At 62.1% G+C, this 25,229-nt stretch carries 30 protein-coding genes and 3 pseudogenes; 20 read left to right on the top strand and 13 right to left on the bottom strand.

Going from position 1 to position 25,229, the window contains the following annotated elements:
- Nucleotides 1-365: 365 nt before the first annotated feature.
- Together GWG65_RS24020 and GWG65_RS24015 are read right to left on the bottom strand one after the other, a co-directional pair.
- Nucleotides 366-782, bottom strand: a complete 417-nt coding sequence (locus GWG65_RS24020) for a VOC family protein (protein ID WP_275198044.1) — start codon at nucleotides 780-782, stop codon at nucleotides 366-368.
- Nucleotides 783-794: 12 nt separating this feature from the next.
- Nucleotides 795-1,646: a polysaccharide deacetylase family protein gene (locus tag GWG65_RS24015; protein WP_275198043.1), complete on the bottom strand. Its 852-nt coding sequence runs from the start codon at nucleotides 1,644-1,646 to the stop codon at nucleotides 795-797.
- Here GWG65_RS24015 and GWG65_RS24010 point away from each other — a divergent pair.
- Nucleotides 1,630-1,845 carry a hypothetical protein gene (locus GWG65_RS24010; protein ID WP_275198042.1) on the top strand — a complete coding sequence of 72 codons (216 nt, stop codon included), beginning with the start codon at nucleotides 1,630-1,632 and terminating at the stop codon, nucleotides 1,843-1,845. The two genes, GWG65_RS24015 and GWG65_RS24010, sit on opposite strands and share 17 nt — an antisense overlap.
- A gap of 207 nt (nucleotides 1,846-2,052) precedes the next feature.
- Here the strand turns inward: GWG65_RS24010 and GWG65_RS24005 are convergent, their stop codons facing one another.
- Nucleotides 2,053-3,480: a Fic family protein gene (locus GWG65_RS24005; RefSeq protein ID WP_275198041.1), complete on the bottom strand. Its 1,428-nt coding sequence runs from the start codon at nucleotides 3,478-3,480 to the stop codon at nucleotides 2,053-2,055.
- Between the two features lie 279 nt (nucleotides 3,481-3,759).
- Here GWG65_RS24005 and vapB point away from each other — a divergent pair, with 279 nt between their 5' ends.
- The 13 genes from vapB (at nucleotide 3,760) to GWG65_RS23940 (ending at nucleotide 13,086) form a co-directional block, all read left to right on the top strand.
- Nucleotides 3,760-3,993, top strand: a complete 234-nt coding sequence (gene vapB / locus GWG65_RS24000) for a type II toxin-antitoxin system VapB family antitoxin (protein WP_275198040.1) — start codon at nucleotides 3,760-3,762, stop codon at nucleotides 3,991-3,993.
- Nucleotides 3,993-4,391: a tRNA(fMet)-specific endonuclease VapC gene (gene vapC / locus GWG65_RS23995; protein ID WP_275198039.1), complete on the top strand. Its 399-nt coding sequence runs from the start codon at nucleotides 3,993-3,995 to the stop codon at nucleotides 4,389-4,391. Before vapB ends, vapC begins: the two co-directional genes overlap by 1 nt.
- Before the next feature lie 50 nt (nucleotides 4,392-4,441).
- Entirely contained in the window at nucleotides 4,442-4,714 is a 273-nt protein-coding gene (locus GWG65_RS23990) for a hypothetical protein (RefSeq protein WP_275198038.1), read from the top strand.
- A 671-nt stretch (nucleotides 4,715-5,385) separates the two neighbouring features.
- Nucleotides 5,386-6,126 (top strand): GntR family transcriptional regulator, encoded by a 741-nt coding sequence (locus tag GWG65_RS23985; protein ID WP_275198037.1) that lies wholly within the window; start codon nucleotides 5,386-5,388, stop codon nucleotides 6,124-6,126.
- Nucleotides 6,127-6,285: 159 nt separating this feature from the next.
- Entirely contained in the window at nucleotides 6,286-6,828 is a 543-nt protein-coding gene (locus GWG65_RS23980) for an ureidoglycolate lyase (RefSeq protein ID WP_275198036.1), read from the top strand.
- A gap of 13 nt (nucleotides 6,829-6,841) precedes the next feature.
- Nucleotides 6,842-7,759 carry an allantoinase PuuE gene (locus GWG65_RS23975; RefSeq protein ID WP_275198035.1) on the top strand — a complete coding sequence of 306 codons (918 nt, stop codon included), beginning with the start codon at nucleotides 6,842-6,844 and terminating at the stop codon, nucleotides 7,757-7,759.
- Between the two features lie 52 nt (nucleotides 7,760-7,811).
- Entirely contained in the window at nucleotides 7,812-8,651 is an 840-nt protein-coding gene (locus GWG65_RS23970) for an ABC transporter substrate-binding protein (protein ID WP_275198034.1), read from the top strand.
- 54 nt (nucleotides 8,652-8,705) lie between these two features.
- The gene (locus tag GWG65_RS23965; protein WP_275198033.1) at nucleotides 8,706-9,377 is read left to right on the top strand and encodes an amino acid ABC transporter permease; all 672 of its coding nucleotides are present in this window, start codon (nucleotides 8,706-8,708) and stop codon (nucleotides 9,375-9,377) included.
- A 9-nt stretch (nucleotides 9,378-9,386) separates the two neighbouring features.
- Nucleotides 9,387-10,058 (top strand): amino acid ABC transporter permease, encoded by a 672-nt coding sequence (locus GWG65_RS23960; protein ID WP_275198032.1) that lies wholly within the window; start codon nucleotides 9,387-9,389, stop codon nucleotides 10,056-10,058.
- Between the two features lie 3 nt (nucleotides 10,059-10,061).
- Nucleotides 10,062-11,057 (top strand): NAD(P)-dependent oxidoreductase, encoded by a 996-nt coding sequence (locus tag GWG65_RS23955; protein WP_275198031.1) that lies wholly within the window; start codon nucleotides 10,062-10,064, stop codon nucleotides 11,055-11,057.
- A complete protein-coding gene (locus GWG65_RS23950) occupies nucleotides 11,054-11,830 on the top strand; it encodes a glucose 1-dehydrogenase (RefSeq protein WP_275198030.1) in 777 nt (258 codons plus the stop codon). The genes GWG65_RS23955 and GWG65_RS23950 overlap by 4 nt, the downstream gene beginning before the upstream one ends.
- A 15-nt stretch (nucleotides 11,831-11,845) precedes the next feature.
- Nucleotides 11,846-12,616, top strand: coding sequence for an amino acid ABC transporter ATP-binding protein (locus GWG65_RS23945; protein ID WP_275198029.1), 771 nt, complete (start codon nucleotides 11,846-11,848; stop codon nucleotides 12,614-12,616).
- A 194-nt stretch (nucleotides 12,617-12,810) separates the two neighbouring features.
- Nucleotides 12,811-13,086 (top strand): hypothetical protein, encoded by a 276-nt coding sequence (locus GWG65_RS23940; protein ID WP_275198028.1) that lies wholly within the window; start codon nucleotides 12,811-12,813, stop codon nucleotides 13,084-13,086.
- A gap of 102 nt (nucleotides 13,087-13,188) precedes the next feature.
- Here the strand turns inward: GWG65_RS23940 and GWG65_RS23935 are convergent, their stop codons facing one another.
- From GWG65_RS23935 to GWG65_RS23925, 3 genes and pseudogenes are all read right to left on the bottom strand, one after another.
- The gene (locus GWG65_RS23935; protein WP_275198027.1) at nucleotides 13,189-13,416 is read right to left on the bottom strand and encodes a hypothetical protein; all 228 of its coding nucleotides are present in this window, start codon (nucleotides 13,414-13,416) and stop codon (nucleotides 13,189-13,191) included.
- A 2-nt stretch (nucleotides 13,417-13,418) separates the two neighbouring features.
- A pseudogene (locus GWG65_RS23930) lies at nucleotides 13,419-13,694 on the bottom strand (SOS response-associated peptidase); the annotation flags it as partial.
- A 2-nt stretch (nucleotides 13,695-13,696) separates the two neighbouring features.
- Nucleotides 13,697-14,149, bottom strand: a pseudogene (locus GWG65_RS23925) (hypothetical protein).
- Between the two features lie 544 nt (nucleotides 14,150-14,693).
- On the opposite strand from GWG65_RS23925, the gene GWG65_RS23920 reads away from it, so the two are divergent.
- From GWG65_RS23920 to GWG65_RS23905, 4 genes are all read left to right on the top strand, one after another.
- Nucleotides 14,694-15,113 carry a CopG family transcriptional regulator gene (locus GWG65_RS23920; protein ID WP_275198026.1) on the top strand — a complete coding sequence of 140 codons (420 nt, stop codon included), beginning with the start codon at nucleotides 14,694-14,696 and terminating at the stop codon, nucleotides 15,111-15,113.
- Nucleotides 15,114-15,117: 4 nt separating this feature from the next.
- Nucleotides 15,118-16,278, top strand: a complete 1,161-nt coding sequence (locus GWG65_RS23915) for a PHB depolymerase family esterase (RefSeq protein ID WP_275198025.1) — start codon at nucleotides 15,118-15,120, stop codon at nucleotides 16,276-16,278.
- 225 nt (nucleotides 16,279-16,503) lie between these two features.
- Entirely contained in the window at nucleotides 16,504-17,430 is a 927-nt protein-coding gene (locus GWG65_RS23910; RefSeq protein ID WP_275198024.1) for a Ku protein, read from the top strand.
- A gap of 81 nt (nucleotides 17,431-17,511) precedes the next feature.
- Nucleotides 17,512-17,979, top strand: coding sequence for a metallophosphoesterase family protein (locus GWG65_RS23905; protein ID WP_275198023.1), 468 nt, complete (start codon nucleotides 17,512-17,514; stop codon nucleotides 17,977-17,979).
- Between the two features lie 41 nt (nucleotides 17,980-18,020).
- Here GWG65_RS23905 and GWG65_RS23900 read toward each other — a convergent pair.
- The 5 genes and pseudogenes from GWG65_RS23900 to GWG65_RS23880 all read right to left on the bottom strand — a co-directional run.
- Nucleotides 18,021-18,116: pseudogene (locus tag GWG65_RS23900) on the bottom strand (VapC toxin family PIN domain ribonuclease); the annotation flags it as partial.
- A complete protein-coding gene (locus GWG65_RS23895) occupies nucleotides 18,113-18,367 on the bottom strand; it encodes a plasmid stabilization protein (RefSeq protein ID WP_275198022.1) in 255 nt (84 codons plus the stop codon). The gene GWG65_RS23895 and the pseudogene GWG65_RS23900, both read right to left, overlap by 4 nt.
- Nucleotides 18,368-18,443: 76 nt before the next feature.
- The gene (dinB, locus tag GWG65_RS23890) at nucleotides 18,444-19,547 is read right to left on the bottom strand and encodes a DNA polymerase IV (protein ID WP_275198021.1); all 1,104 of its coding nucleotides are present in this window, start codon (nucleotides 19,545-19,547) and stop codon (nucleotides 18,444-18,446) included.
- 318 nt (nucleotides 19,548-19,865) lie between these two features.
- Nucleotides 19,866-20,438, bottom strand: coding sequence for a hypothetical protein (locus tag GWG65_RS23885; RefSeq protein WP_275198020.1), 573 nt, complete (start codon nucleotides 20,436-20,438; stop codon nucleotides 19,866-19,868).
- Nucleotides 20,428-20,724, bottom strand: a complete 297-nt coding sequence (locus GWG65_RS23880; protein ID WP_275198019.1) for a hypothetical protein — start codon at nucleotides 20,722-20,724, stop codon at nucleotides 20,428-20,430. The genes GWG65_RS23885 and GWG65_RS23880 overlap by 11 nt, the downstream gene beginning before the upstream one ends.
- 375 nt (nucleotides 20,725-21,099) lie before the next feature.
- Between GWG65_RS23880 and GWG65_RS23875 the strand changes: the two genes are divergently transcribed.
- Complete coding sequence (locus tag GWG65_RS23875) at nucleotides 21,100-21,423, top strand: helix-turn-helix transcriptional regulator (RefSeq protein WP_275198018.1); 324 nt, start codon at nucleotides 21,100-21,102, stop codon at nucleotides 21,421-21,423.
- 790 nt (nucleotides 21,424-22,213) lie between these two features.
- Nucleotides 22,214-23,503, top strand: a complete 1,290-nt coding sequence (locus GWG65_RS23870; protein WP_275198017.1) for a hypothetical protein — start codon at nucleotides 22,214-22,216, stop codon at nucleotides 23,501-23,503.
- On the opposite strand, the gene GWG65_RS23865 is transcribed toward GWG65_RS23870, so the two are convergent.
- Together GWG65_RS23865 and GWG65_RS23860 are read right to left on the bottom strand one after the other, a co-directional pair.
- On the bottom strand, nucleotides 23,500-24,849 hold the full coding sequence (locus GWG65_RS23865) for a tyrosine-type recombinase/integrase (protein ID WP_275198016.1): 1,350 nt from the start codon (nucleotides 24,847-24,849) through the stop codon (nucleotides 23,500-23,502). The two genes, GWG65_RS23870 and GWG65_RS23865, sit on opposite strands and share 4 nt — an antisense overlap.
- Entirely contained in the window at nucleotides 24,836-25,192 is a 357-nt protein-coding gene (locus GWG65_RS23860) for a hypothetical protein (protein ID WP_275198015.1), read from the bottom strand. Before GWG65_RS23860 ends, GWG65_RS23865 begins: the two co-directional genes overlap by 14 nt.
- Nucleotides 25,193-25,229: the final 37 nt, after the last annotated feature.

The raw sequence follows: 25,229 nt of genomic DNA, 5'->3' as shown, positions 1-25,229 counted from the left end.
ATTGGTATTACCCACGTCCTGTCTTATCAGGTCGCCCAAGCTATCAGCGAGGGCAAAATCCGGATCGTTCAGACGGAGTACGAGCCCGAACCAATGCCCGTGCATTTGGGTTCATGCCGGTCAAGGTCTTTTGCCTCTAAAGATGCACAGTTTTCTGGAATATGCGGCACCACGGTTGCGTAAATCGCCCGCAAGCGACCAAAGTAAGCTCGACAAAGGAATAGCCAAAGCGCGTTCGTCGCGGTCCAAAGCCGGTTTGAAAGTCTGCTAATGGCGCGAAGCGGTCATTCATTACGTCGCCGGCGGCGAGGGCGGGTGTCGATAGCAAGTGAGCAAGAGTGAAAATGGCAGGTTTTGAAGACCTATTAGTCACTCGTTTGCTTGGAAATGGTTGTCGTATCGCGAAAAACCAGCTCCAGGAGTATTCCCGCGGGGGTCCGAACGAAGAGGCGGCGTTCACCGAGCTCGGGCAACTCCATTCGCGAATAGGGGATGTCGAGGTCATCCAGCTTGCGGCGCATGCCGTCATGATCGGTAAGACGAAAGCCCACGTGGTCGATTGTCTCACCCGTTCGATCTGCCGGACCGCCACGGCCCGGAATCAGGTGCACGACAGGTTCGGCATCGTCATAGAGCCAGTAGCCCGGAAAGGAGAAGGCCGGCCGATAGCCCGGCCTCAAATCCAGCACGGCTTCCAGGAAGGCGCGAGTGCCTTCAAGATCGTTGGTGCGCAGCGTGACGTGATCAAGCAGGACGCGCGCCTGGTTCAGTTGAGCTGACATAAGGATATTCCTTCAGGCCGTAGGTCCGGGCAAGCCCGTCACGTTCGGCGAGCCGCGTTCGATGACGGGCGTGTCGGCGCGATGATCGAGCGCCCACCGGGCAATCTCGTCCTTCCGGGCGAACCAGACGCCCTCCTTGCTCTTTGCGTAGGTCAGGAAGCGGTCGAGGGCGCGAACCCGGCCGGCGTGGCCGGAGATGCGGTCGTGCAGGCTGATCACCATCATGCGCCGCCGATGCGCGCCTTCGTCGTAAAGCTGGTCGAATTCATCGCGCAGCGCCTGCTCGTAGGCGGCCGGATTCCAGCCGTCGAACGGGAAGGAGACGATATCGTTCATGTGGAAGGTGTAGGGAACGGTCACAAAGTCCCGTCCGCGCACCGGGACGATGAACGGCTCGTCGTGGCTCGGCTCGTCGATGTGATAGAGGAAACCGAGATCCTGCAGCGTCTCCAGGATGTGAATGGAGTTGCGCATCCAGTAGGCGTTCCAGCCGAGCGGCTTCTCGCCGGTGATCTTCTGGATCGTCTCGACACTGTCGGCGATGAAGCGTTTTTCCTCATCGCGTGAGAGTCGGTATGAATTGTCCCAAACGCGGCCGTGGGCGGCAGCCTCATGACCGCGGCGCACGATCTCCCGGGCGAGGTCCGGCGAGGTCTCGACCGCTTTGCCGATCATGAACGATGAGAGCTTGATCCGGTGCTTGTCCATCAGGTCGAGCACGCGGGGAATGCCTTCGTAGTGGCCGTAAGCGAAGAAGGCGTTGGTGGGCAGGTCGGGTACGCCGTCCTCGATCTTGTCGGGGATCACGCCGCCGGCCCCCGAGATCGGCTGGCCGCCGCCCTCGAACATGAGCGAAAAGCTCACCGCCATCTCCGATTTATGGTGGCGCGTCGATCTTTTGAATTCCGATATCCTCGAAGAAGAGGTCAAGGCAGGAGTGTTCGACGTGCGGCAGCCGATATATCCGCTGCTTGCGCTAAATCTTCGCGAGCGACGCGACAACCTCGTATCGACGATCTATGCTCTTGAGGAGCGTGCGAAGGCTGCGCAAGTTGCGGCGTAAACATCCAACGAGAGCGGAGCTCCTAGCGTTGGGGATCGCCGCGCGGGCATAGTTCGTCCCCTACAAGTACGTCCCCTAATCGGGGCAAAGTAGGTCCTCTACTCGGCGCCACCGGTCTGGTTCACACCATAGAACGTCCACGATTTGGGCATAGGCCCGCGATCGCAAAAAGCCGCGCCGAACGGCGGGGCTTTTTTCAGGGCGACCCTAGTCGTTCGCCATTCCCGGCATGACTATCTGGTGCTCGTCGAGCAGGTCTTTGAGCGTGCTGGCTCGCCAGACCTGTTCCAGCATGGCAGCGAGGGCGCTCTCGTCGGCATAGATGGAGATCGTCTCTGCGAAATTGTCCGGGACCGCCCAGCCCCGCCGCGCCATGCGCGAGCTCAATTCCTCGGCCAGCTTGGCTTTCTCTCCGTCGCTGGCTGCGGTCGGGGCTGGGGTCTTGCTCGCCTCGGCGACGATCGACGGACGCGGCTGGTACAGTCCAGGAAACCAGCGCTCGATGACGGTCGACGGGAAGCCAAGACGGACAGGGCCCTTCGGCGTATCGGACACTAGGAGGCCTTTCGCGACCAACTCGCCGAGTACCGTGCGCGCCTGCCTGTCCTGGTAACCTGTCAATTCGACAGCGCGTGCGCGCGGAAACTCTCCGATCAAGATCGCCTCCCGCAGGAGCCGCCATGAACCCTTGGGAAGACGCTTGGCTCGAACCTCCTCGTCCGCCCAGACCTCGACGCGGTTCATAAGCTCGGAAGGATTGAGCGGAGACCTCATAAAGTCGATCTGATCGATGCAGACCTCAAGGAAGAACCGGCAGAATTCGGCGAGGCCGGCTTCGGTCAAGGTGCCGCGCCCGTCCAGATCTCCGCGACGAGGCTCGTCCGCGGCCTGCAGCAGTTCCTTGTAGCGGCCGACGTTGCGCGCCAGGCCGCGCGATACGGACCACAACTCCGAGCCGATGCCGAGTTCTTTCAGGAGCGCATGCGACAAGAGGCGGGTGACGCGGCCGTTCCCGTCCATGAAAGGATGGATCCAGGCCAAGCGGTGATGACCGGCGCCGACTGAAAGAATTCGCTGCGTCTTGCTCAGCATCGGCGACGAGTAGGCCTGGACGAAGCGGGCAAGAAGAGCCGGCAGCGTTGCCGGCTCGGGGGCAAGGTGCTCGCCGACCTTTACGTGTCGCTTTCTGAGTTCGCCAGGCGTCATGCGGATCGTCGCCTTCGTGACGGGGTCCTCGATTGCCAGCAGGCTGTCAGGAAGACGGCTGCAGAACTCCCGGTGGATCCAGCAGATGCCCTCGACCGACAAAGCCGGGGACGGCATCTCTCCGCGATCGATGATCCCCTGCACTTCGATGTGAGCTTTAGCCTCGAGCTGAAGGTCCCGCTTCTTCGGCTCCTTCGAGTAGTCGTTCTTCATCGCTCGCTCGATATCGGCGAGATGGGTATCGTGACCTTCGATGAGGTTGGAGTAGTAGCAGTTCATCGCCCTGACGATGTCGCCGACGGAAGCTTTAAGCGACGCGTTGAGGCCTCCGCTGAAGGAGCTGGACTTCTCGACCAGAGCGAGTACCTGATCACTGAGGCCGGGATCAAGGTCCGGAAGCATCGGTTCCATATGGGCGATACCGGTCATTTTGCCGATCTTTCTGCCTTCGCGATTCAACTATAACAGCATAATATTATACCATTTTCGGGCATGTCGGAAAGGGTTTCGCCCCGATTTTTGCCGATCTCCTTGCCGATTCCGAACGAGAGACGAACTTGATGGCGGATCGGAGCGTCGGACGCTCCCCTCTCCACGTTCGGAACTTGGATTCCACCCGTAGGGACTAAATGGCCAGACAGGGCGGTCTTGTAAAAATATCATCGCTGGTCTATGTATATCCCATTTGGATATACACTAGGAAGCAGCATGACGACCTCGACGGTGTTCATCAGTAATCGCAGCCAAGCCGTCCGCCTGCCCAAGGCAGTCGCCTTTCCAGAGAATGTGCATCAGGTTGACATTCTGAAGATTGGCCGCAGCCGCGTGATCGTGCCTCAAGGCAAACGATGGGATGATCTGTTTCAGAACGGACCGCGCGTCAGCGGGGATTTCATGGTTGAGCGTGGACAGCCGGCAGCCGAGAAGCGCGAGCCGCTCTGATGCTCACCTATATGCTCGACACGAACATCTGCATCTACGTCATAAAGAACTATCCACTGGAACTACGCGAAAAGTTCAATGCTCTGGCCGAACAACTCTGTATCTCAAGCATCACGCTTGGCGAATTGCATTATGGCGCAGAGAAATCCGCACGCCGCGCCGACAATCTAACGGCTATCGAGCATTTCGTGGCGCGTCTTGACGTGCTGCCATTTGCGGACAAGGCGGCCGCGCATTACGGTCAGGTCCGGGCAGAACTCGAGCGAGTGGGAACGCCCTGTGGTCCGCATGACATGCAGATCGGTGGACATGCCCGCAGCGAAGGATTGATCATCGTTACTAACAACATGCGCGAGTTTACTCGCATGCCGGGGGTTAGAGTCGAGAACTGGGTCTGACTGAGGTCAGGATGATCTGAAGACGGTCCGTAGAATGATCAGGAGCCAAGATGTCTGACTATGAATCTCTCGTGGACGATTTGATCAACCGTTACCCGCATCTGGTTCTGGCGAAGTCCGGGCCATGGCGCGAAAGGGATGGGCAACTTCCGGACAAGCCGTGGATTTGCGATTTCAAGAATAGCTCGATGTCGCTTCAAGAAGTGCATCCTGGCTCGAGCGGCGCAACGATGTTTCTGGCTCTGAAAGCGGGAATGGAATATATCGACCGCCACGCCGACGATCCGGCCGTCCGCAACCCATACCTGACGCGGCGCAATTGACCCTAACTTCACCGGCAACCTTAGTTGCCTCGATACTCTCTGCCACGCTCTGCCCCCAAGTCGGCACGGGCAGCAAGTTGGTTCCCACTGGAACGGAGCCCAGACGGCCCGCTAACTTGCTGCCAGTAATTGCTTTGCATTTATTGGGCGCGACTATAGGTGCGTGATCGGCCGTTTTCGAGCAAAACTAAAGGCTTACCCGTACGTTTTGCACCGACTGATTCCCGGCACGTCCCGAACCGGCTGCTTTCGTTCATGATGTGGGTGTTGCGGCTCGAAGAGTCGAAATCGCTGGTGCTAAGTCCCTCGCGTCAGTCACCCGCGGGGCGTTAAACGATGTCGGAGGCGACGAATCGCGAGCGGCGGATGGTCATACAGGCCATGGAAATCGATGGTCGGCTGGTCCGTTGGGTCTGGCAGCACGCCAGCTGACGTACGGCCGCGAGGCTCACACCCGTGGTATTCCATTCGGATACACGTGGTTCATGGTAAAACCAGAGCCAAGGTTGCTTGCGCAGCAAATGCCGGTGGTAGCAACATGCGGCGCTGCAGCGGTGGGTTTCGCAGCTCCTATTGTCCTGCTCGATCCAGCATAAGCCCGACGCGATGCATCTCGACAAGTCGCAATTGCATGACTATCAATTTGTCGTTGGCGAACGGCGCCCCGAGGAATGAACGTGACCAAGTCGACCGCGCGCAGGCGCCAATCCGCAACGACTGCCCTGCGCGCAGCAGCGGCAGAGGCACCGAGGCGTCTGCGGTCGGACGGTAGCGTCACCGAGGCGACCTATCGAAAGCTTCTAGACTTGATTGAATCGCGGCAACTTGCGCCGGGTGAGGTGATCGAGGAGCGACGCTTAGCGCTTCGCCTTAAGGTGTCGCGTACTCCGCTGCGTGCCGGAATCAGCCGTCTGCTCGGCGAGGGTCGGCTGGAACAACTTTCGAATGGCTCGGTGATTGTTCGCAATATCGGTATCGCCGAATTGCTTGAATTAATCCATCTGCGACTCATTCTCGAAAGCGAGGCGGCCTCGCTTGCCGCGACCCGTATCAGCCTCGATGTGCTGCAGCCGATCAAGGCTAGCCTTGAGAAGATCCTGTCCACCGCTGAGATCACCAAGGCCAAGCACTGGACGCTGGATGACGAGATCCATGATCAGATCGCCAGTCATTGCGGCAATCGCTCTCTTGCCGCCCTGATCGGAGAGACCCGCCGCAAGATCAGGATGTGCAACGTGGAGCGGCGTCCCGAACGTCTGTTGCCGGCGTGTCGCGAGCATCTTGCCATTGTTGACGCCATCATCAAGCGTGACGCGGCGGTGGCGCGCCATGCCATGATCCAGCATCTCACCAATGTCCGCCAGGGCATGCTGGAGACGTTCGGGATATTCCTTCCCGACAGTCACGGCTGATCGCCATCGCTGTAAGGTTCCTGGCCAGCGCAGGCCTGTTCAGCCGCGCCGCATTCTGCTCGATTTTTCGCCTTCGATTGCCGCCGATGTGCGCGGCGGTCGCTGTTTGCGACCTTGACAAAGCGATAACGGTAAGGCCAATGGTATACCGCTGGTATAATGGGCAAGTCTGACCGGCGCCGGGACATCAACTCCATGAACGATTCTCCTTCGTATACGGTTTCGCTCGAGCCGCTGTCCGCCGCGGCCTTTGCTCCTTTCGGCGACGTGGCTTCGCGTCCGACCGGCGAGCGAAGGCGTTACCTTCCGACCATGCAGAACCGTGCGGACGAGGCAAAATCGTTCTCGCTTTGGATCAGCGGAGCGGTGACGTTGGGACGGCTCCCGTTGCGAGCTACCATGCTAGAGCGGCACCCGTATTCCGCGCAGACCTTCGTGCCGCTCGGCTCCGCGCGCTATTTGGCCGTGGTCTGCTCAGCCGCACCGGACGGTGATCCTGACCTGACCATGCTGCGCGGGTTCATCGCGAGCCCTGACCAGGTCGTCACTTACGCGCGCAATGTGTGGCATCATCCGATGACTGTGCTCGACGCCCCCATGGAGTTTGCGGTGGCGATGGGGGTAACCGGCCTGCACGACGATGACGTGTTCTTCGGTCTCGATGTCGCGGTGACCATCGTAATGCCGCCAGCACGCTTATAGGAGGCAAACCACCATGCCCGCGCAGGCTGATCACGATCGCGATTTCATCGGCTATGGACGTAATCCGCCGGATCCGAAATGGCCTGGCTCTGCGCGCGTCGCGCTCAATATCTGCATCAATTATGAGGAAGGGTCGGAGGCGTCGTTTGCTGATGGCGACGGCATCACCGAGACGGCGCTGACGGAGGGCGGGGGCGGCTTTGAGGGACGGGATCTCGCTGCGGAATCGATGTTCGAATATGGCAGCCGCGTCGGCTTCTGGCGGCTGATTCGGTTACTCGCGGAGCGCGGCATGACCGCCACCGTGATGGGTTGCGCCCTCGCGCTGGAGCGCAACCCGGAGGCGGCCGCGGCCATCCGTGAGCATGGATACGATGTGTGCGCCCATGGCTGGCGCTGGGAGCGGCATCAGCATCTCCGCGAAGATGAGGAGCGCGAGCGGATCAGAAAGACGATTGCGAGTCTCACCCGGACGACCGGTGAGCGGCCGCTCGGCTGGTATTGCCGCTACGGCGCGGGCGTGAACACCCGCCGGCTGGTGGCCGAGGAGGGTGGCTTCCTTTACGATTCCGACGCCTACAATGACGAGCTGCCGTACTGGACCACCGCCGCGGGCAAGCCGCATCTGATCGTCCCCTATGGTCTTGTGAACAACGACGCCAAGTTCATCCGTGGCGCGATGACGACGGCTGACGATTTCTTCGTCTATCTGAAAGATGCCTTCGACATGCTTCATGCCGAAGGCGCAAGCGCGCCGAAGCTGATGTCGGTGGGCCTGCACACCCGGATCGCCGGCCATCCGGGTCGGGCTGCGGGCCTCGCGCGGTTTCTCGACCACGTCGCCAAGCGTGATGCGGTCTGGATTTGCCGGCGCGCCGACATTGCCCGGCATTGGATTGCCACGCATCCCGCACAACCCGTGAAACCTTGAGCATGGAAGGACCCGACCGATGACGCTCCGATCGAAGCATCTTGTAATCGCCTTGATCCTAGCCGGGATCCAGGTCGCGGGCTGGAACCCGGCTCACGCTCAGGAGGCAGATCATCCCTCCGATAAGCCGCTGGTGGTCGCGTCCGATTTTGGTGTCGCGCCATGGATGGTCCGAGGAGCGAACGGACCCGAGGGCTTCGGCGTAGATCTCATTAACGAGATCGGTAAGGAACTCGGCCGTTCGAAGGTCGAAATCGTCGACATCAACTTCTCAGGGCTGTTTGCGGCGTTGTTTGCCAAGCGGGTCGAATTCCTGGTCAACCCGCTCAACCTGACAGCCGAACGATCCGAGCGGATGCTCTATACCGAACCGCTATTTACCACCGGAAACGGCTTTCTGGTCCGTGCCGCCGACGAAATGAAAGGCTTTGACGATCTAAAGGGCAAGGCGGTGGCAGTGAATCGCGGCACGATCTCAGACACCTGGGCGACCGCGAATGCCGAAAAGTTCGGGTTCGAGGTGCAGCGTTACGATACCTTTCCGGACAGCGTGCAGGCCGTGCTGACCCGGCGCGCGTTCACCGCGCTGAACGAAATTCCGACGACGGTGTATGCGGCCAGCCAGAACAAAACGATCAAGGTTGGCTACAAGGACTTCAACGGCCGCAACTTCGCCTATGCGTTCCGTTTGGAGGACATCGAGTATCGCAACAAGGTCGAGAGCGTGATTGAATGCATGAAACTCGATGGGCGGCTGCGCAAGCTGCACGAGAAGTGGTACGGGGCCGCTCCGGATGCCGGCTCGGCGATCGAGACGGTGTTTTTCGGCTACGGGCCTCCCGGCTTCAAAGGCTTCGAGCCGGCCGCCCACATTCCGGCGTGCAAGAAGTAGCCAGGCACGAGAGCCGGATCGCAGGGCGGTCCGACCGCCACTTGGTGACAGCCGATGGACCGCATTCTCGAGTACTATTTCAATCCGAAGGTCATCGCGCTCGCGTTTCCGGACGTGCTGGCGGGCTTTCGCGTGACGGTCGCCGTCGCGCTGCTGATTATCGCGTTCGGCATCGCGACCGGGTTGCTGTTAGCGCTGCTTCGTTGTGCCAACCTGCGGCTGTTGAACGCGTTGATCGTTGTTTACGTGGACGTGCTGCGGACGTTGCCACAACTCGTCATCATCGTGTTCATCTATTTCGGCTTGCCGTACGTGGGTCTCACCCTCTCGCCATTCGTGACCACGGTGCTGTCGCTGGCCATGGTGTTGTCGGCGTTCAGCAGCGAGATCTTCTGGTCGGCCATCATGGCGGTGCCGCGCGGACAATGGGATGCAGCGAGCGCTCTCGGATTTGGTCGGGTACGCACGTTGCTGCAAATCATTCTGCCTCAGGCCTTCCGGCTGTCGGTGCCGCTTTTGACCAACCGGGCGATCTCGATCAGCAAGGGCACTGCACTGGGCACCGCGGTGTCATTGCCGGAGACCCTGGGGCAGGCGCAGAGCGTGACTGCGATTGTCGCGAACCCCTCGCCACTGACGCTCGCCGCGGCCTTTTATGTGCTGTTCTTTCTGCCGCTCGTAGTTGCCAGCCGATGGATCGAGCGGCGATCAGCGCAGGGACGATGAGAGGATACCATGCAGGCGCTGCTGGACAATTTTGCCGACATCGACGCGCTGATGCGGGTCTATCCGCTGTTGTTGCAGGGCCTGCTTTACACCCTGACCCTGGCGCTGGTGGCCCTGCCGCTAGGTCTTCTGTTAGGTCTTTCCATCGCAGTAGCCTACAGCTTCCACCATCGCTGGCTGAACGTCGCTTTGCTGATCTACATCGATGTCTTCCGGGCATTTCCGGTGGTAGTGCTCCTGATCCTCGTGTTCTATGGCCTGCCGTTTCTCGGGTTGACCCTGGGCGGATTTGCTGCTGCCATTCTCGCGATCGTGCTTAACAATTCCGGCTATTACGGCGAAATTTTTCGCGCCGGGATTGCGTCCGTGCCTCGAGGTCAGTACGAGGCAGCGCGTGCGCTCGGCTTCAAGCCGCTGCATGTCGTGCTCTACATCGTCCTGCCGCAGGCGATACGCAATGTGCTAGCGCCGCTGGCCAGCAATTCACTGGAGCTGATCAAGGCCACCTCGATCGGTGCGCTAGTCGCGCTGCCAGAACTGCTGCGCTCGGCACGCGTCGCTCAAGAGCAGACCTACAATCCGACGCCGCTGATGGCGGCGGCGGTGATTTTCTTCGTCCTGCTGTATCCGATCGCGCGTTGGGTGGCGCGTCTGGAGCGGCAAGCACTGGTAGCACGGTAAGCCATGGCCACGTTGATCACGGGCGGTGCCGGATTCATCGGACTCGCGCTCGCGGAGCGTTTGCTGGCGACGGGCCAGCGTGTCGTGCTGTTCGACTTGGCGCCGGCTCCGATGGAGCTGCTGGCGCGATCTGAGCTTGCAGGCGCCGTCTGCGTCAACGGCGATGTCACGTGCCAAACCGATCTCGACACGGCGCTGGCGGCTGCGCCAATCGACCGCGTAGTCCACGCGGCCGCAGTGACATCGAATGAGCAGCGTGAACGTACGGATGCTCGCCGGATCGTCGATGTCAATGTCGGCGGTACAATCAACCTGATGGAGCGCGCGATCGCGCATGGCGGAATTCGACGTATCGTCGCGGTGAGTTCTGTTGCCGTCTACGGTTTTTCTGCACCCGCCCCGTCCGGCTATTTCGAGGAAGCGATCAGCCATCCGGCGCCAGCCGCACTCTACGGTATCAGCAAGCTTGCGGCGGAACAGGCGGCGATCAGGATCGCGCATCTCCACGGCTGCGACACACGAATTGTCCGGCTCGGCCCCGTCTATGGTCCTTGGGAATTGCCGACCCCGGTGCGAGATGCGCTCAGCCCGCACCACCAGGTCCTGCGGGCACTCCAGTCTGGTCACGAGGCAGTGCTACCGCGTGCGATGCGTGCCGACTGGATCTACTCGCGTGATGCCGCCGCCGGTATCGCTGCAGTCGCCATGGGTGAGGGCCTCGGCCATGCGATTTATCACGTCGGTGGCGGCTGCCTGTCAGACGTGCCGAGCTGGTGTCGCACGTTGGAGGCTCGCTTTCCGGATTTCCGTTGGCGGTACGCCGCATCGAGTGAGACCGCCGGCATCGTCTACAACCTGCCCGTCGATCGCGCGCCATTGAGCATCGCGCGTCTTACCCGTGACACCGGGTTCAGCCCGGCCTTTCCGGTGAGCGAGGCCGCCGCTGACTATTTATCTTGGATGGGGCTGAACGGCAGAACTTCCGGGGGCGCGTCATGACCGGGCGACTACTTGGCAAATCGATCGTGATCACAGGCGCATCGTCTGGAATCGGGCGCGCGATCGCCTTCCGCTTTGCGGCCGAAGGCGCACGGCTGGTGCTGGCCGATGTCACCACCGACGTGCGTGAAGGCGGTGTTCCAACCATCGATCGGCTGCGGGCAGCCGGGCACGAGGCAGAGTTCATCCGCACCGACGTGTCGTCCGAAAGCGAAACTCAACAGGCGGTTGCGCTGGCTGTGGAGACGTTCGGGCGGCTCGATGGTCTCGTTAACAATGCCGCCATCGGCATCGGCAAACCCTTGCTCGAGACCAGCCTTGACGAATGGAACCGCGCCTTTGCAGTTAATCTCACTGGCGTATTCTTGATGAGCAAGGCTGCTGTCGGCGCAATGCTGGGACAGGAGGCGCGCAACGGCGTGCGCGGCCGGATTGTCAATATCTCGTCTCAGCACGGCATGATCGCCTGTCCGGAGGATATCGCCTATGGCACCTCGAAGGCCGGCGTAGTTTACATCACCCGGCAGATCGCCGCCGATTATGCGCGGAATCATATCGTCTGCAATGCGGTGGCACCCGGCAAGATCGTGACGGGCAAGTCGGGACGCGCCGCAGAAACACGCTGGATGGATTACTCACGTAGCCGCACGCCGATGCCGCGCCTGGGCGCGCCGGACGATGTCGCCGGCGCCGCACTTTTTCTGGCCTCGGACGATGCAACCTTCATCACCGGTGAGAACATTCTGGTCGATGGCGGCTGGATGGCCGCGTGAGTCCTGGAGATCTCGATGATGAGCAAGCCTGATTTGACAGTTGCCGCCGCAGCCGCGCCAATGATCGAGATGACTGGGGTGAGCAAGTGGTACGGTAGTACTCAGGTGCTGAAGGACATCAACTTCCGCGTCGCGCGCGGCGAACGCGTGGTGGTCTGCGGTCCTTCGGGGTCGGGAAAATCGACCATGATCCGCTGCATCAACCGGCTCGAAGAACATCGCGACGGCAAGATCATCGTCAGCGGCGTTGAACTCGATCATACCACGAAAAATGTGGATGTAGTGCGCCGCGACGTCGGAATGGTATTCCAGCAGTTCAACCTGTTTCCGCATCTCACCGTGCTTCAGAACTTGATGATCGCGCCAATCAAAATCCGCAAGCTGCCAAAGCCGGAAGCCGAAGCGACAGCACGGCAGTATCTGGAACGGGTGCGGATCGTCGAGCATGCGGACAAGTATCCAAGCCAGCTCTCGGGTGGACAGCAGCAGCGCGTTGCGATTGCCCGGGCGCTCTGCATGAAGCCAAAAGTCATGCTGTTCGACGAGCCGACGTCAGCTCTAGATCCAGAGATGGTCCAGGAAGTGCTCGACGTGATGGTCTCACTCGCACGCGAAGGGATGACGATGGTATGTGTAACTCACGAGATGGGCTTTGCACGAAGCGTTGCGGACAGAGTGGTGTTCATGGATGCTGGTGTGATTATTGAAGAGGGCTTGCCTCACGAGTTCTTCTCGAATCCCAGGCACGAGCGCACTCGTGCGTTCCTGAAGCAGATCATGCACTAAGGCATCCAGGTTGCCCAACAGTGGATATCGTCAATCGCTGCGGCCTTGGAAGTCAATGGAGCTGAAAAACGGCGAGGGCAGAACAAGACGTATTGGGCCAACCGCGGTTGGTGTTTTTATCGATCTGCATCCGCTATCTGCTCCTTGCCCGCGGGTGTCATACCTTCCCATCCCACCGGTTCTGCATAGTGCCGATGATTGAACAACTAAATCTCGAAGATTGGGCCTGGCAACTTTCGACCGAGGCGTACCGTCTCAATCTGTATAGCCACCTTACGAGACAAGCAGAGCCAAATCGATCATCGGTCACCGAAGCAGAGTTGGCCGAAGCAATCCGCGACAGTTTCACTCAAGTGAACGAGGCTGCTTACCGCGAAATGGTCAGGTTGGCGACGGATGCGGCACTCGAAACCTACGATCGGGTCGTATCGTCCACCGTCAAACGGTCGCGCGTCCAGCTATGCAGCTGAACTCTCCTCTTTGCGTACTCGGAGAATCCCGCGCTCAACTCGATGGCGCACGTTACCATTGCAGCGTGTCGCGGCCCCGTGTACGGCTCGGACTGCTGGATCTCACTTGATCGTGTTCGACGAGGCTACGTTTTCAGCCCTGGCAGGAACGTCCGGTGACAGGAACAGGTACCTGACGGCACAACGCTCGGTCGATCCGTCCTTGCGGTCGCGGAAGACGATGCCGGTAAGCCCGGTCTGGCAGTCGCCTTCGAGCGCGGCGATTTCGCTGCCGACATGGATGGTGAGATTGGGCAGCGTGCGGATGCGGTCGATCAGGTAGCGCGACATCGTATCCGAAGCAATTCCTTGAAATCGACCGGCTTACCCTTAGCCTCGAGCTTCTGGGCTCGTTTCTTGGTGGCCTCCAACAGCGCCTGCTGGGAGGACGGCATGCCCCATCGAGCCATGACGATCTCACGGCCGTCGCGTGCGTTGCGAACTATCGGCGCCGGATAGTCCGGAAAGATGCTGGGCATCGACGGCAAGTTGCCTACATGGCTGTTGAGCGCATCGAACAGCCGGCGGATCGCGTCGACGTTCTTGGTCATCGAGTAGAGATTGCACATGGTCACGTCTCCGTAGCGGCGTGGCGGGGCCGCTGCGTGAGCTGAAGCAGAATGACGGCAGGTCGGCGGCCGGCCTTATCACATTTGCTGCACCGGAGCCTGCCGGCCAAGTCGTGGACAAAGGTGGTGGAGGCGTGTGGCAACGCCGCCAGATCGACGTCGCGCAGCGTCTTGCAGCGTGAGCATCGGATCTCGAGCCACGGATAGCCGCCGTTGATCGCCTGGTCGACTGTCGCTGAAGGGGCCGATCGGCTCGCCGTCCGCCCACATGAGTTCGTTCCAGCTTTCGCATAATAGCCTGTCGGCCTGTTTGATCAGCGCATCGCCTTTGGCGCGTGCCTGGGCGGACTGCGCGGCCAGGATTGTCGTCATTGCGCGCGCCTTGTCGAGAGCTCCTTGCTGAGCGCCTTGCGGTCGCCGCCGCTGGGCGGCGTCGGGTGATGCTTCGGTGCCATGGCAGCATCCAGTTCCGGCCGCGCCGACGACTACTCGAACGCAGGCCAGCAGCCGCTGGCGCAGCGCCGGCACCCCACCCTCAGAAGATGTTGAGAGATTTGGTCCAGCCGCAGCGCCCCTCCGGGAGGCGCGGGCTTGGTTTCTGCGCGAGGGTCGTCCAGCAGCGCTCGCCAGTATTCGACCGGGAGGTCGTCTGCCGGTCCGAGGGGCCGCGCTGGCCGCGTTTTCTGGTCGCTACCGATGGAGGAGGCGAGTTTCTGCATGTGCTTCACGGTGGGGAAGCGCCAGCTGGCGGGGCGGTCGGTCATGTCGTATTAGAACATATCAAGAACATTGAAGTCGAGTCCCGGCCGGCGCATCCGGCGAAAATCGGGGACGAGCAGCCGGCGTGGGGAGCCAAGTCACCTTGGTGAGCCTCGCCGGAGGACCCAGGAGCGACCCGCCTCCGTTCCGCGAAAATCGACCTTGGCCCCTTGTAGATCGCCAGAAGACATCCACCTGACATCCTATAGCCATCCACATGGATGGGCTGGAGAACTGCAGATGGCTGACGATGTGCGCGACCTGCGGCCAAAAACGCCCGACACCGAGAAGATCACCATCAACCTCGGTTACGTCGACCTGGGTCAGGTCGATCTGATGGTGCAGGAGGGATTCTATTCCAACCGTACCGATTTCATCCGAACGGCCATCCGCAACCAGCTCGAGCGGCACGCGGACGTCGTAAAGCAGTCGACGGTCCGAAACAGCCTGGACCTTGGGCTGCGGAATTACAGCCGCGAAGATCTCGAGGCGGCACGACGCGCCGGCGAGATGCTGCACATCAACGTTCTCGGCTTGGCGACCATCGCCCAGGACGTCACGCCCGATCTGGCCCGCGCCACCATCGCTTCGGTGTCGGTGCTCGGAGCCCTCCATGCGACTCCCGCGGTCAAGGCCGCTCTCGCCGATAGAACGAGGTGATGTGATGCTGGATCAGAACATAGTTCGCGATGCCACGCGTCTCACGCGAGCCGGCCAACTTGTAGAGGCCACCGCGCTCCTGCAGCGCATGCTTCGCGGCGAGAGCGCCGCAGAGCCGTCCGGTGGCACGGCCAGAGCCAAGCCGGCGAAGATCGAGCCGCTGACCATCGACTTGAAGGCGAACGTTCTCGAGGAGAAGGAGGGCCGCCAAAGCACGCACGCCAGTTCCGTGCAGTGGCGCAATCGCCCAGCGCCGTTCGACGCGATGCGAAAGTTATCCGGACTCGGCCTGCGCGCTCCGCCTGCCACGACGGATATCGCACCCGAAGGAACGAGGTTTATCGCGGGGACCTTCAGCAACGCTGCCGGAAGCCGGACCTACAAACTGTTCATCCCCAGCCGCTCGCAAGGAGAACCGCTTCCGCTCGTGGTCATGCTCCACGGTTGCACCCAGTCGCCGGACGATTTCGCCGCTGGCACCCGGATGAATTTCCTGGCGGAAGAACGAAATTGCTTCGTGGTCTATCCGGAGCAGCCCAGCGGAGCCAATCAGTCAAAATGCTGGAATTGGTTTCGCACGGGCGACCAGCAACGGAACGGGGGCGAGCCGTCGCTGATCGCGGGCATCACCCGTCAGATCATGCAGGACTATCCGATCGACCCGAACCGCGTCTACGTCGCAGGGCTCTCGGCCGGCGGGGCGGCTGCCGCCATCATGGGGGCGACGCACACCGATCTGTACGCGGCCGTTGGGATCCATTCCGGCCTGGCATGCGGCGCAGCAAGCGATCTTCCCTCAGCGTTCGTCGCGATGCGGCAGGGCGGCGGGAAAGCCAGGAATGGCGGCCCGTCAGTGCCGATCATCGTTTTCCACGGCGACCGTGACACCACTGTGAATCCGAACAACGCCGACCGGATTGTCGAGCAGGCCGCGACGGGGATGAGATCGAAAGCGATCGACGGACGAGTGCCGGACGGGCACGGATATACCCGCACGATCCTGACCCATGCGGACGGGCGCGTCGTGTCCGAGCATTGGAATGTTCACGGCGCTGGCCATGCCTGGGCGGGAGGCAGTCCCGCAGGCTCCTACACCGATCCGCGCGGGCCGGACGCAACCAGGGAAATGCTGCGCTTCTTCCTCGATCATTCGCTCGGGAGTTAGTCGAAACCAGGTTCGCGCAGCGGTTCCCGAGCGAGCTGAAGCCAGCTGGTCTCGCACACGGATTATATTCCCGTTTCGTTCTGAGAGTGAAGAGGCCCGGTTCGGATTCTGCTGGCATCGCGGCCGACGCAAATGAATCTCGGGGTAAGCGGCTGGCGTGTCGGAACTGGCCGCCCCCGTTCGTCTTGAGTCCGAGTCCCCGTACCCTGGAGCGTTGCGTTCACCATGGCCCCGCGAGCGAACTGGAAAGGCTTCCTGCGTCTGTCCCTCGTCACCTGCCCGGTGGCGCTCTATCCGGCGACGTCGGAGAGCGAGAAGATCGCGTTCAACCAGCTCAACCGGGCGACGGGTCACCGCATCAAATATCTAAAGGTCGACGCCGATACCGGTGACGAGGTCGCGAACGAGGACATCGTCAAGGGCTACGAACTCGACAAAGGACAGTACATCGAGGTCACAAAGGAGGAGCTCGAGGAGCTGGCGCTAGAGTCGACGCGGACCATCGAGATCGACGAGTTCGTCGACAAGGCCGACATCGACCCGCGCTATCTGATCCGTCCGTACTACCTTCGTCCCGACGGCAAGGTCGGTCACGACGCCTTCGCGGTGATCAGGGAGACCATCCGGGAGATGGACAAGGTCGCGATCGGCCGCGTGGTTCTCACCAACCGCGAGCACATTATCGCGCTCGAGCCGTTGGAGAAGGGTCTCGTCGGTACGCTGCTGCGCTACCCCTACGAGGTCCGCTCCGAGCAGGAGTACTTCGACGAGATCCAGGACGTCAAAGTCACCAAGGACATGCTCGACCTCGCAAGGCACATCGTCAACCAGAAGACGGGCACGTTCGACCCCGAGAAATTCGAGGATCATTACGAGACCGCGCTGGTCGACCTGATCAACCAGAAGCGCGCAGGCAAGACCATCCGCCCGAAGGAGCGGCCCAAAGGCGAAAACGTGGTCGATCTGATGGAGGCGCTGCGGCAGAGCGTCGGTCGGGAGGCGGCGCCGGCGAAGGCAGCAGAGCCCGCCAAGAAGCCGCGCAAGGCGGCGGCGGGCCAGAAAGAGATGCTGATGACGATCCAAGGCAAGAAGCCGGTGAAGGAAGCAGCGGCGAAGAAGCCCGCGACGGGCCAGCGGCGGAAGTCGGCTTAGGCGGTTGATGTCCGGGGCACCGGCGGTGCATCAGGAAGCCGCGGCCCAACGCGCGATAGAGTGCTTCAGCCGGACGCTTCGATGACTTTCACCATCGGCATCATCTCGGATACGCACGGCCTGCTCAGGCCGGAGGCGCTGCGCCTGCTGGCCCATGTCGACCACATAATTCACGGCGGCGACATCGGCGATCCCGAGATCATCACCGCGCTGCGGAGAATTGCCCCCGTCACGGCGATCAGAGGAAACGTGGATACGGGCGAGTGGGCCACCGAATTTGCCGAAACCGAGTTCGTGCGGCTCGCCGGACGGCTGTTCTACGTTCTGCACGACCTCAACACCCTGCAGGTCGATCCCGTAGCTGAGGGCATCGATGTCATTGTTTCCGGCCACTCCCACGTGCCGAAGATCAACACCGTCGACGGCTTGCTCTACCTAAATCCGGGCAGTGCTGGGCGCCAACGCTTCAAGCTACCGATCACGCTTGCGCGCCTCGAAATCACGCCCGACGGTCTGAAACCGATCATCCACGATCTTGAAGTTGGATAGGCCGCGCCGCCGCACGTCCAGTCAGGCGAAACTTTCGGTGCCGTTTCGGCCGCCTGGGCGTCGAGCCAGTCGCGGACCGATGGATGCGGTTCGGGCTTCATCGCCTCGGAGACCCCATTGGTATCGAGCAAGATCATTCGAAGCGCATCGGCTCAGCGGCACGCGCGGCGCGGCCATGTTCAAGTGCCTCGACATCGGCATTGGTGAGGCCGATCTTCCGGCTCATCTCCGAAAGGGCGGTGCCGAGCCGCGGCCGGCCCTCGGGACGCACGGCGGCCTCCAGAATGGCGCGCATTTCCGCTTCCGCGCTGCGATTGTGCTGCGCCGCGCGGACTTTCAGAGCGCGATGCGCCTCCTTGGAGAGGTTACGGATGGTGACATCGGCCATGATGGCGTCCTCCAGAGACGGACGGCGATGCTATCAAAGTCAAATAATTGATAGCATTTTTCAAGGGATAATGGCCTCAGATCGGCAGATCCAGCTGCGGCTCGGCTAGATCACTAGCCTGCAGCGATGACAGCGAGACCCCCAGTAGCCGCACGGACTTAGGCATCGGCATCTCGGCCTGCAGCAGGCCGACGGCTAGGCTTTCGAGATCGTCCCGGCTCGGAACCGGCGCCACGACGGACCTGCTGCGGGTGATGATCTCGAAATCGAAGAACTTGACCTTGAGCGTCACGGTCCGTCCCCGGTTGCCGGTGCTCTCACAGTGGCGCCAGACCTTGTCGATCAGCGGCCGGAGCTCGGCGGCCATGGCGTCGAAAGTCGTCAGGTCGGCCGAGAACGTGTTCTCGGCGCCGATGGACTTGCGGATGCGGTTGGCCCTGACGGGACGGTCGTCGATGCCGCGCGAGATCCAGTAGTAGTAGGCCCCGGACTTGCCGAAGTTGGCATTCATGAACTCGAGCGTCTGGTTGCGGATGTCCATTCCGGTGAAGATGCCGAGGCCATTCATCTTCGCGCTCGTCGCCGGACCGATGCCGTGGAATTTGCCGACCGGCAGGGGCTCCACGAACGCGGCGCCCATCTCCGGAGAGATGACGTACTGGCCGTTCGGCTTCCTGTGATCCGAAGCGAGTTTCGCCAGAAACTTGTTGTAGCTGATGCCGGCCGAAGCGTTGAGGCCCGTCTCGGCCTTGATCTTCTCGCGGATCCGCAGCGCGACGTCGCGGGCGAGGGGGATGCCCTGCAGGTTTTCGGTGACGTCCAGATAGGCCTCGTCCAGCGACAGCGGTTCGATAATCGACGTGTGCTCCGCGAAGATTTCGCGGATTTGCCGGCTGATCGCTTTGTAGACCTCGAAGCGCGGTTTTACGAAGATCAGGTCCGGACACTGCCTCTTGGCGCTGACGGACGCCATCGCAGACCGGACTCCGAACTTGCGGGCCTCGTAGCTTGCCGCAGCTACGACGCCGCGTTCCGCCGAGCCGCCGACCGCGACTGGCTTGCCTCGAAGATCCGGATTGTCCCGCTGCTCGACCGACGCGTAGAAGGCGTCCATGTCGATGTGGATGATCTTGCGGTGGGAAAGGCCGGTGTCGGGTCGGCTTTCGGCCGGTGCGTCCATCTCTACGGGTCCGTCCTTCGCTCCGCCTTGACAAATAGAGCTGTCAGAACAAAAGGCCATTCGGAATTTCGTGTTGATACATCGCTGGGTCGGGGCCAAGCCGCTGGTGGCTTGCTTCGGACTTCCGCCGATACCAAAATCGGTGAATCCGTCGGGAGCGGCACAAGGCCCGTCCGACGGGAGCTTAAGAGTTTTGGCTATCCGGATTATCGTGTGGAATGACCTTACGCCGTGGCCTCAACTGTCGTGGGAGCTTCTAAGCCTGTCCGGACTTCTTGTTGGCACCGCGGGAATTTCTGAATGACTGCGGGAATTGGCTCACACCTGCCGATATAGAATGATCGGAACTCCCGGAACAAGTTGGTTCAGGAAGTCGAAGTCGCCGACATTCCCTGTTAATACGCTGGCACCGATACCCCGTGCCTGAAGATAGATGAGCGCATCGTTGAGGTATTTCCGCTCGTGACCCGCCCCCTTCGGCGCGCCGCTGAGACGAACGAGCTCGCCCGCAAGCATTCCCGCTTCGCCCCACATCGCCGTATCCGGAGCTTGCAAGCGATGCTGCGGAATGTCTTCAATCACATCCCGTACCGTTTGCAGAACCCCAATCGTTGAGGGGTGAGCCGGATCGAGCCGCCCGAACACATGCGTTAGTTCGGCAAGGCAGACGGCCGAGTGGTGGCAGACGCGATATGTCAGCAATTCATCGACAGCGTCCGGCGTGCGTGCCTGCAAGACGTCGAGGTAAACGCTGGTATCGAGAATTAGCGCGCCGCCGATGAGCGGCTCGTCGGACGCCCAGGCAAGCTCGGAATCTGCTCGTCGCGTCAACCGTTCCAAACGCTTGTGCGGCTTCAGCCTCCGCAATGCTCCCTGGAGATCAAATGGCAAGATCGATATCTGCCGGGATGCTTCCCCTGCGCCTAACAAGACGCGCGCCGAAATCGTCTTCGAGTGCCAAACGCGACAACGCGAGCTCTAGAAGTTCGGTATCGGAAGATACGTGAGCCCGCTTCTTTGCCGCTTCGATCAGGCCTGCCGGCACGCGCCCGGACAAGCGCGTGTTCTTGGCCTTACCGAGCAGCCCGACGGCGCGCGCCTGCTCGAGCACGAGCCGGTTGCGCGTAAGCGCAATGTGCTTCTCGGTCTCTGTCGACGTGCGGGTCCGCACAGCCATGACAACCTCCAGCGTTGAACAGACGATAGCAATTGTTCAACGCATTTGCAAGGTCGGGAAACGAGAGGGCCCAGCGATCGGTGCTCGACCACTGCGCCGCGCTCGCAATCCTCCTACTACATCGTCAGAGTTCGCCGCGGCTCGATTTCGGCGCAGCCTGAGGATGTTCGCCACCGGCAATTGGGCCGCTTGCATGCTGGGTATTGCAGCGATGCCTCCAGCTTCCAGATATTAAGCGCGTACCTGACTGAGGCCGGAAAGGGGGCATTCATCGCGAGACGGTAAGAGCAGAATCGGTGAACGGAACACGTCATAGCGTATTTAACACGCTAAAGCGTGTTTTGTCCGCGCTTGCGGAATGCATCATCCTGACGGATGAAGCGGCGAAATCCGGCACACACCAAGCGGTTGCTTGCCCGCAACCTTCGAGAGCTTCGTCTGCAGCGATCGTGGTCGCAGTACGACCTCGCCGACGAGGCGAGTTTGCGTCAGGCGCTGATCAGCGCATTGGAGCTCGCGACCGCAAATCCAACCTTGGAATCACTGGATAAGATCTCGGCCGCGCTGGGCGTCGAGGTCGCGGAGCTGCTGCTGCCTTCCAAAAAGGTGCTGGCCGATCGGCCTGCAGCCGATGCTGCCGGGCCGGCGAGCGGGGTCGGTGCCGGCGAAACTAGGCACGGTCGGGCCAAGCGCGGCTGACTTTCCTTTGCGCCTCGCATTTCCACTCGTTTCCGTTTGATCGCATCCACGGCGTCGATGTCGCTGACCTGCTGATTCCGACAGCAAAGATGTTTGCGGGTCCGAGCAGGCGACTGTCCCAGCGCGCCCTCGCAAAAGAAGCGCGATAAGGCCCGGGCCGGACGCACACACGCCGAACTTCACTAGCCGATCTTGCCGGGCACTTCCTTTGCCGAACCCTAATCCTTGGCCACGCCAAGTTGGCGTTGTGCTGTGGCGTCGCGACGGCCAACGGTGGGTCGGACGATCCACCATGCTACTGGGGCGGAAAGCACAGCCGTGGAGAAGTTGCTGCGGTCGCTTCTGTGACGGCGCGCTAGGTGTGCCGCTGGTGAGCCCGCAAGGCTGGTTAAGCAGTTTCGAGCTCCGAACCCGGGAACCGGGCAGCTCCCGGCTTCGGGAGGACTTCGGGACATAGGCTTCCCTTGTTTGCCACTGTTTGCTCTTTGTTCCCCATTTGATCGCGAACCGTTGTCAGAGCGATGAAGGACTAAGTCATTGTTTGGAAACCCGTTCTTTTAAGTATTCCGGCCGTGCCCTTCGCAGGACGAAGCCAGCGGCTTTACAGGCGGCCCCTGTAAGTGCAAATGCAAGAACTGCCTGCGCCGCAGGCAGTTCTTGCATTTGCAGGCCGACTTCGGGGATTCTTCGGGACCCGCCGCCGGCGGATTTGGGAGCCCGCCCGCTCCCGCCGGCATGGCGGTTCAACACGGCCGGCGCGCACCTGCCGACGAATCCTTGGAGACTTGCGATGGCAGACGACAAGCCCTCGACCGAAGCGCGGGTGTACGCCGCGGCCGACGCACTGCTGCTCGAACACGGTGGGCTCGACGCGGTGAGGCTCGCCGATGTGGTCCGCCGCGCCGGCGGCCGCAAGCAGAACGTCGCACGCTGCCTCAACCGCTGGCGCAGCGATCGCGAGATGATGGCGGCGCGGCTGCCCGGTCCGGTGCTGCGCGCCGCGTATCGGTTCGCGCGCGACCTGCTGTTGATCCTGACCCTTAGCGAGCAGCCGCGCGCGCGGGGCGCAGTCACCGCACCCGCAGCGCCGCCGCGCGACGACCAGCCCTCGAGCGCTGGCGCTCCGCGGCCGATTCCGGCGCCGCAGCCGCGTGCCACGGCGCGCCGCGACCCAGTTCCTCGGAGCAACGCGGCCGCATTGCGGCAAGACCTCAAGCCTGAGGGCGCGCCCGTTGGCACAGCTCCGAACGAGCCGGCCCGGCGGACGTTTCTCGCGGGCTACGAGGAGCGGGTCGCTGCCAGGACATCCAAGCCTGCCGTCAGTGCACGACCGCCTGATGCGCCAAAAGGCCGACCGCGGTCGTGGCCGACGAACCGGCCGTCGCGACCGAGGCGTCCGCCGACGCGGCGAGCTATTGCGCGCCCGCCGGAGTCGCCCGTGGTCAAGGCAGCGCGCCTGGCGCGCATTCGCGCCTACGTGATGCGCGAGCGCGCGGAGCGCGCCGACGCCGATCCACCGATGCCCGTTGTGGACTCCGACTGGCAGGGCGCAGCGAAGCCGAAGGTGGCGCGTGCGGTCGCGTTCGAGCTTCGTGCCGGGCGTCGGCCGATGGCGGCTAAGGCGCTGATCAGCACGGGCCGCATTCCCCTGACGACCAACCGCCCCTACCTCGATCTGGCCGCCGCGCTGGCCGGGTCGCGGATCGCACGCGTGCCTGGCCGGCGCGGCGCCTATTGGTTCGACTACGAGGCGGCGCCGCGGCCGAAGAAAGTCTGGGCGAGTGACGACACCGACGCCAAGCTGGCACGCGAATTCGGCCGCATGTTGTGGGTGCGGATGGTGGTGGCGATCGCAGTCTCGCCTTCGCCGCTCGCACGGCGCGACATCGCGGCAAGCCTCGAGCCGGAGCTCTCCGATCTCAGCCCGGTGTGGCTGGCCCAGTGTCTTAAGCGGGGCAAGAAGGCCGGCGCGCTCGACATCCGCGGCGGCGGCTACGTGATCGCGCGGCCCCGCGCGGCGCGACGCAAAGCACGCCGCATGGCGCGCAGACCATCTGCCGCGCGAGTCGAGCGGGTCTAGCGTACGCGGCGCAGGCGCGGTGTCGGCGGGCGCGTCAGCACGTCGTGCAGCACGTGCGCGCGGCTGCCCGGCGCGGCGTCGGTCCGCCTCGCCGCCGCCTCGAGTTCAGCCAGGGCGAGTTTTGCGCGAGCGCTGCGCCGGCGCAGGTGCGGATTGATCGCAGTCCCGGTGACGCCGAGATAGTCCTGGGTGGTCTTGATGTCGACATGACCGAGCAGCGCGCGGGCGGCTTCGATGTCCGAGCCTTCCTCATCGTAGATGCGTCGACCGGCGGTCCGCCGCAAGTCGTGAAACAGCATGTCCTGCACGCCGGCGGCGCCGCAGGCTTCGATGAACCGCCGGTACAGCAGTTGCGGCGAGAACTCGATCAGCTCACCCTTCTTGCGCAATTCGCCCTGATGCCAGTGATTCCTGCGGGCGCGCAGCAGGAAGATGCGGTCGGACCGGACACCCTCGCGCTTGTGCAGTGCCCGGCGCGCATAGAGGATCGCCATCGCCTCCTCGGTGAGGTCGACGGTGTGCATCTTTTCGTCGGTGCCCTTTGCCTTGAGCGGGAAGGTGACCGTGCAGAGCGCCCAGTCGATCGCGCTCCAGGTCAGCTTGCTAAGCTCGTCCTCGCGTATCCCAACATCGATCGCGAACAGCACCGCGTCCTTGAGATCGGGCTCCATCACCTTGTCGAGCCGCCACTGCTCCTCGAAGGTCAGCCAGCGATAGCGCGGCCGCACGATCTCCCGGTCGGTCTCATCCCGCCGGCGGCGGCGTCCCCAGCGGTAGGGCGGAATGATCTCGACCCAGTTCAGCACGGTGCCGATCAAGTCGGTGTAGCCGTTGATGGATCTTGGGCGGTAGGCCCCCGTGACCTTCAGCGGCCGCCCGAGCTTGCCGATGCCCTCCGGCCGCTCGCCCCGCCGCAGGGCCGCGCGAATCCGGCGTTCGTCGTCGCGGGCGATCGTGCTGCACATCTTGTCCGGGCCGACCATTTGCACGATGCGCGCGAGGTAACCGTCCAAGGCCTCGGCGTTGCGGGTGAATTGGCCCTGCTGGTCCCAATAGATCTGCGCCGCTTCGCCAAAGGGCATATCGGGCAGCGCGGTCGGTGGGCGCGCGTCGGACCATGCCGCCGGCCGGCGCTCGGCGCGCTCAGCCAGCACCTCCGCCTTCCATCGCTTCGCCTTGGCGATCGCCTCGCGCTTGCTCGTGGTTCGTGACGACTTCCGGTAGGGCTTGCCGTTAACCTCGAACAGCATCTGCCAGAACCGGCTGCCCGTGTGCAAATAGACGTTGACCGGTTCCGATTGGCCGGTGCGATCCTGTGTGTGAGCGTTGCGGTCAGGCGCTTGCATGGCGTTTGCGCTCCTTCCGGGCGGCCCGGCGGGTGGCGTGGCCGTCCAAGAAACTGGCCCGTTTGCTCCTGTCGACGCGGGCGGGCGGGACCGGCGCCGTAGGTTCCAGTCGGCGCAGGGTTCCCGTGTAGAAGTCTACGAGGTCCTGCAGTGCAAACTCGCGGCGTACGCGGAACTTGCCGAGCCCCGTTTGCCGGAAGGCGATGCTACCGCGGCGGACGTGGCTCCGCAACGTTTTTGCATTGATATTCAATAGTTTGCACGCCTGGACGAAGCTGACGGTCGGGTGTCCGCCAAAGCCGTCACGCAGCGTCTCAACGAGGTGATCGTCGAGTCCTTGCATCGGCTCGAACCTCTCGCGCGGAAAACTTTTGCTTGCC

The organism is Bradyrhizobium sp. CSA207 (assembly GCF_029051685.1).
Taxonomy (GTDB): domain Bacteria; phylum Pseudomonadota; class Alphaproteobacteria; order Rhizobiales; family Xanthobacteraceae; genus Bradyrhizobium.
The sequence above is the reverse complement of the archived record's forward strand: the minus strand, read 5'-3'. Positions and strand labels throughout refer to the sequence as shown.

What these genes read in the sequence shown, in the direction of transcription:
- GWG65_RS24020 (WP_275198044.1), bottom strand. Translation starts at nt 782, where the DNA reads ATGTCAGCTCAACTGAACCAGGCGCGCGTCCTGCTTGATCACGTCACG.
- GWG65_RS24010 (WP_275198042.1), top strand. Translation starts at nt 1,630, where the DNA reads ATGAGCGAAAAGCTCACCGCCATCTCCGATTTATGGTGGCGCGTCGAT.
- GWG65_RS24005 (WP_275198041.1), bottom strand. Translation starts at nt 3,480, where the DNA reads ATGACCGGTATCGCCCATATGGAACCGATGCTTCCGGACCTTGATCCC.
- vapB (WP_275198040.1), top strand. Translation starts at nt 3,760, where the DNA reads ATGACGACCTCGACGGTGTTCATCAGTAATCGCAGCCAAGCCGTCCGC.
- vapC (WP_275198039.1), top strand. Translation starts at nt 3,993, where the DNA reads ATGCTCACCTATATGCTCGACACGAACATCTGCATCTACGTCATAAAG.
- GWG65_RS23990 (WP_275198038.1), top strand. Translation starts at nt 4,442, where the DNA reads ATGTCTGACTATGAATCTCTCGTGGACGATTTGATCAACCGTTACCCG.
- GWG65_RS23985 (WP_275198037.1), top strand. Translation starts at nt 5,386, where the DNA reads ATGAACGTGACCAAGTCGACCGCGCGCAGGCGCCAATCCGCAACGACT.
- GWG65_RS23980 (WP_275198036.1), top strand. Translation starts at nt 6,286, where the DNA reads ATGGGCAAGTCTGACCGGCGCCGGGACATCAACTCCATGAACGATTCT.
- GWG65_RS23975 (WP_275198035.1), top strand. Translation starts at nt 6,842, where the DNA reads ATGCCCGCGCAGGCTGATCACGATCGCGATTTCATCGGCTATGGACGT.
- GWG65_RS23965 (WP_275198033.1), top strand. Translation starts at nt 8,706, where the DNA reads ATGGACCGCATTCTCGAGTACTATTTCAATCCGAAGGTCATCGCGCTC.
- GWG65_RS23960 (WP_275198032.1), top strand. Translation starts at nt 9,387, where the DNA reads ATGCAGGCGCTGCTGGACAATTTTGCCGACATCGACGCGCTGATGCGG.
- GWG65_RS23955 (WP_275198031.1), top strand. Translation starts at nt 10,062, where the DNA reads ATGGCCACGTTGATCACGGGCGGTGCCGGATTCATCGGACTCGCGCTC.
- GWG65_RS23950 (WP_275198030.1), top strand. Translation starts at nt 11,054, where the DNA reads ATGACCGGGCGACTACTTGGCAAATCGATCGTGATCACAGGCGCATCG.
- GWG65_RS23945 (WP_275198029.1), top strand. Translation starts at nt 11,846, where the DNA reads ATGATGAGCAAGCCTGATTTGACAGTTGCCGCCGCAGCCGCGCCAATG.
- GWG65_RS23940 (WP_275198028.1), top strand. Translation starts at nt 12,811, where the DNA reads ATGATTGAACAACTAAATCTCGAAGATTGGGCCTGGCAACTTTCGACC.
- GWG65_RS23935 (WP_275198027.1), bottom strand. Translation starts at nt 13,416, where the DNA reads ATGTCGCGCTACCTGATCGACCGCATCCGCACGCTGCCCAATCTCACC.
- GWG65_RS23920 (WP_275198026.1), top strand. Translation starts at nt 14,694, where the DNA reads ATGGCTGACGATGTGCGCGACCTGCGGCCAAAAACGCCCGACACCGAG.
- GWG65_RS23915 (WP_275198025.1), top strand. Translation starts at nt 15,118, where the DNA reads ATGCTGGATCAGAACATAGTTCGCGATGCCACGCGTCTCACGCGAGCC.
- GWG65_RS23910 (WP_275198024.1), top strand. Translation starts at nt 16,504, where the DNA reads ATGGCCCCGCGAGCGAACTGGAAAGGCTTCCTGCGTCTGTCCCTCGTC.
- GWG65_RS23905 (WP_275198023.1), top strand. Translation starts at nt 17,512, where the DNA reads ATGACTTTCACCATCGGCATCATCTCGGATACGCACGGCCTGCTCAGG.
- GWG65_RS23895 (WP_275198022.1), bottom strand. Translation starts at nt 18,367, where the DNA reads ATGGCCGATGTCACCATCCGTAACCTCTCCAAGGAGGCGCATCGCGCT.
- dinB (WP_275198021.1), bottom strand. Translation starts at nt 19,547, where the DNA reads ATGGACGCACCGGCCGAAAGCCGACCCGACACCGGCCTTTCCCACCGC.
- GWG65_RS23880 (WP_275198019.1), bottom strand. Translation starts at nt 20,724, where the DNA reads ATGGCTGTGCGGACCCGCACGTCGACAGAGACCGAGAAGCACATTGCG.
- GWG65_RS23875 (WP_275198018.1), top strand. Translation starts at nt 21,100, where the DNA reads ATGAAGCGGCGAAATCCGGCACACACCAAGCGGTTGCTTGCCCGCAAC.
- GWG65_RS23870 (WP_275198017.1), top strand. Translation starts at nt 22,214, where the DNA reads ATGGCAGACGACAAGCCCTCGACCGAAGCGCGGGTGTACGCCGCGGCC.
- GWG65_RS23865 (WP_275198016.1), bottom strand. Translation starts at nt 24,849, where the DNA reads ATGCAAGCGCCTGACCGCAACGCTCACACACAGGATCGCACCGGCCAA.
- GWG65_RS23860 (WP_275198015.1), bottom strand. Translation starts at nt 25,192, where the DNA reads ATGCAAGGACTCGACGATCACCTCGTTGAGACGCTGCGTGACGGCTTT.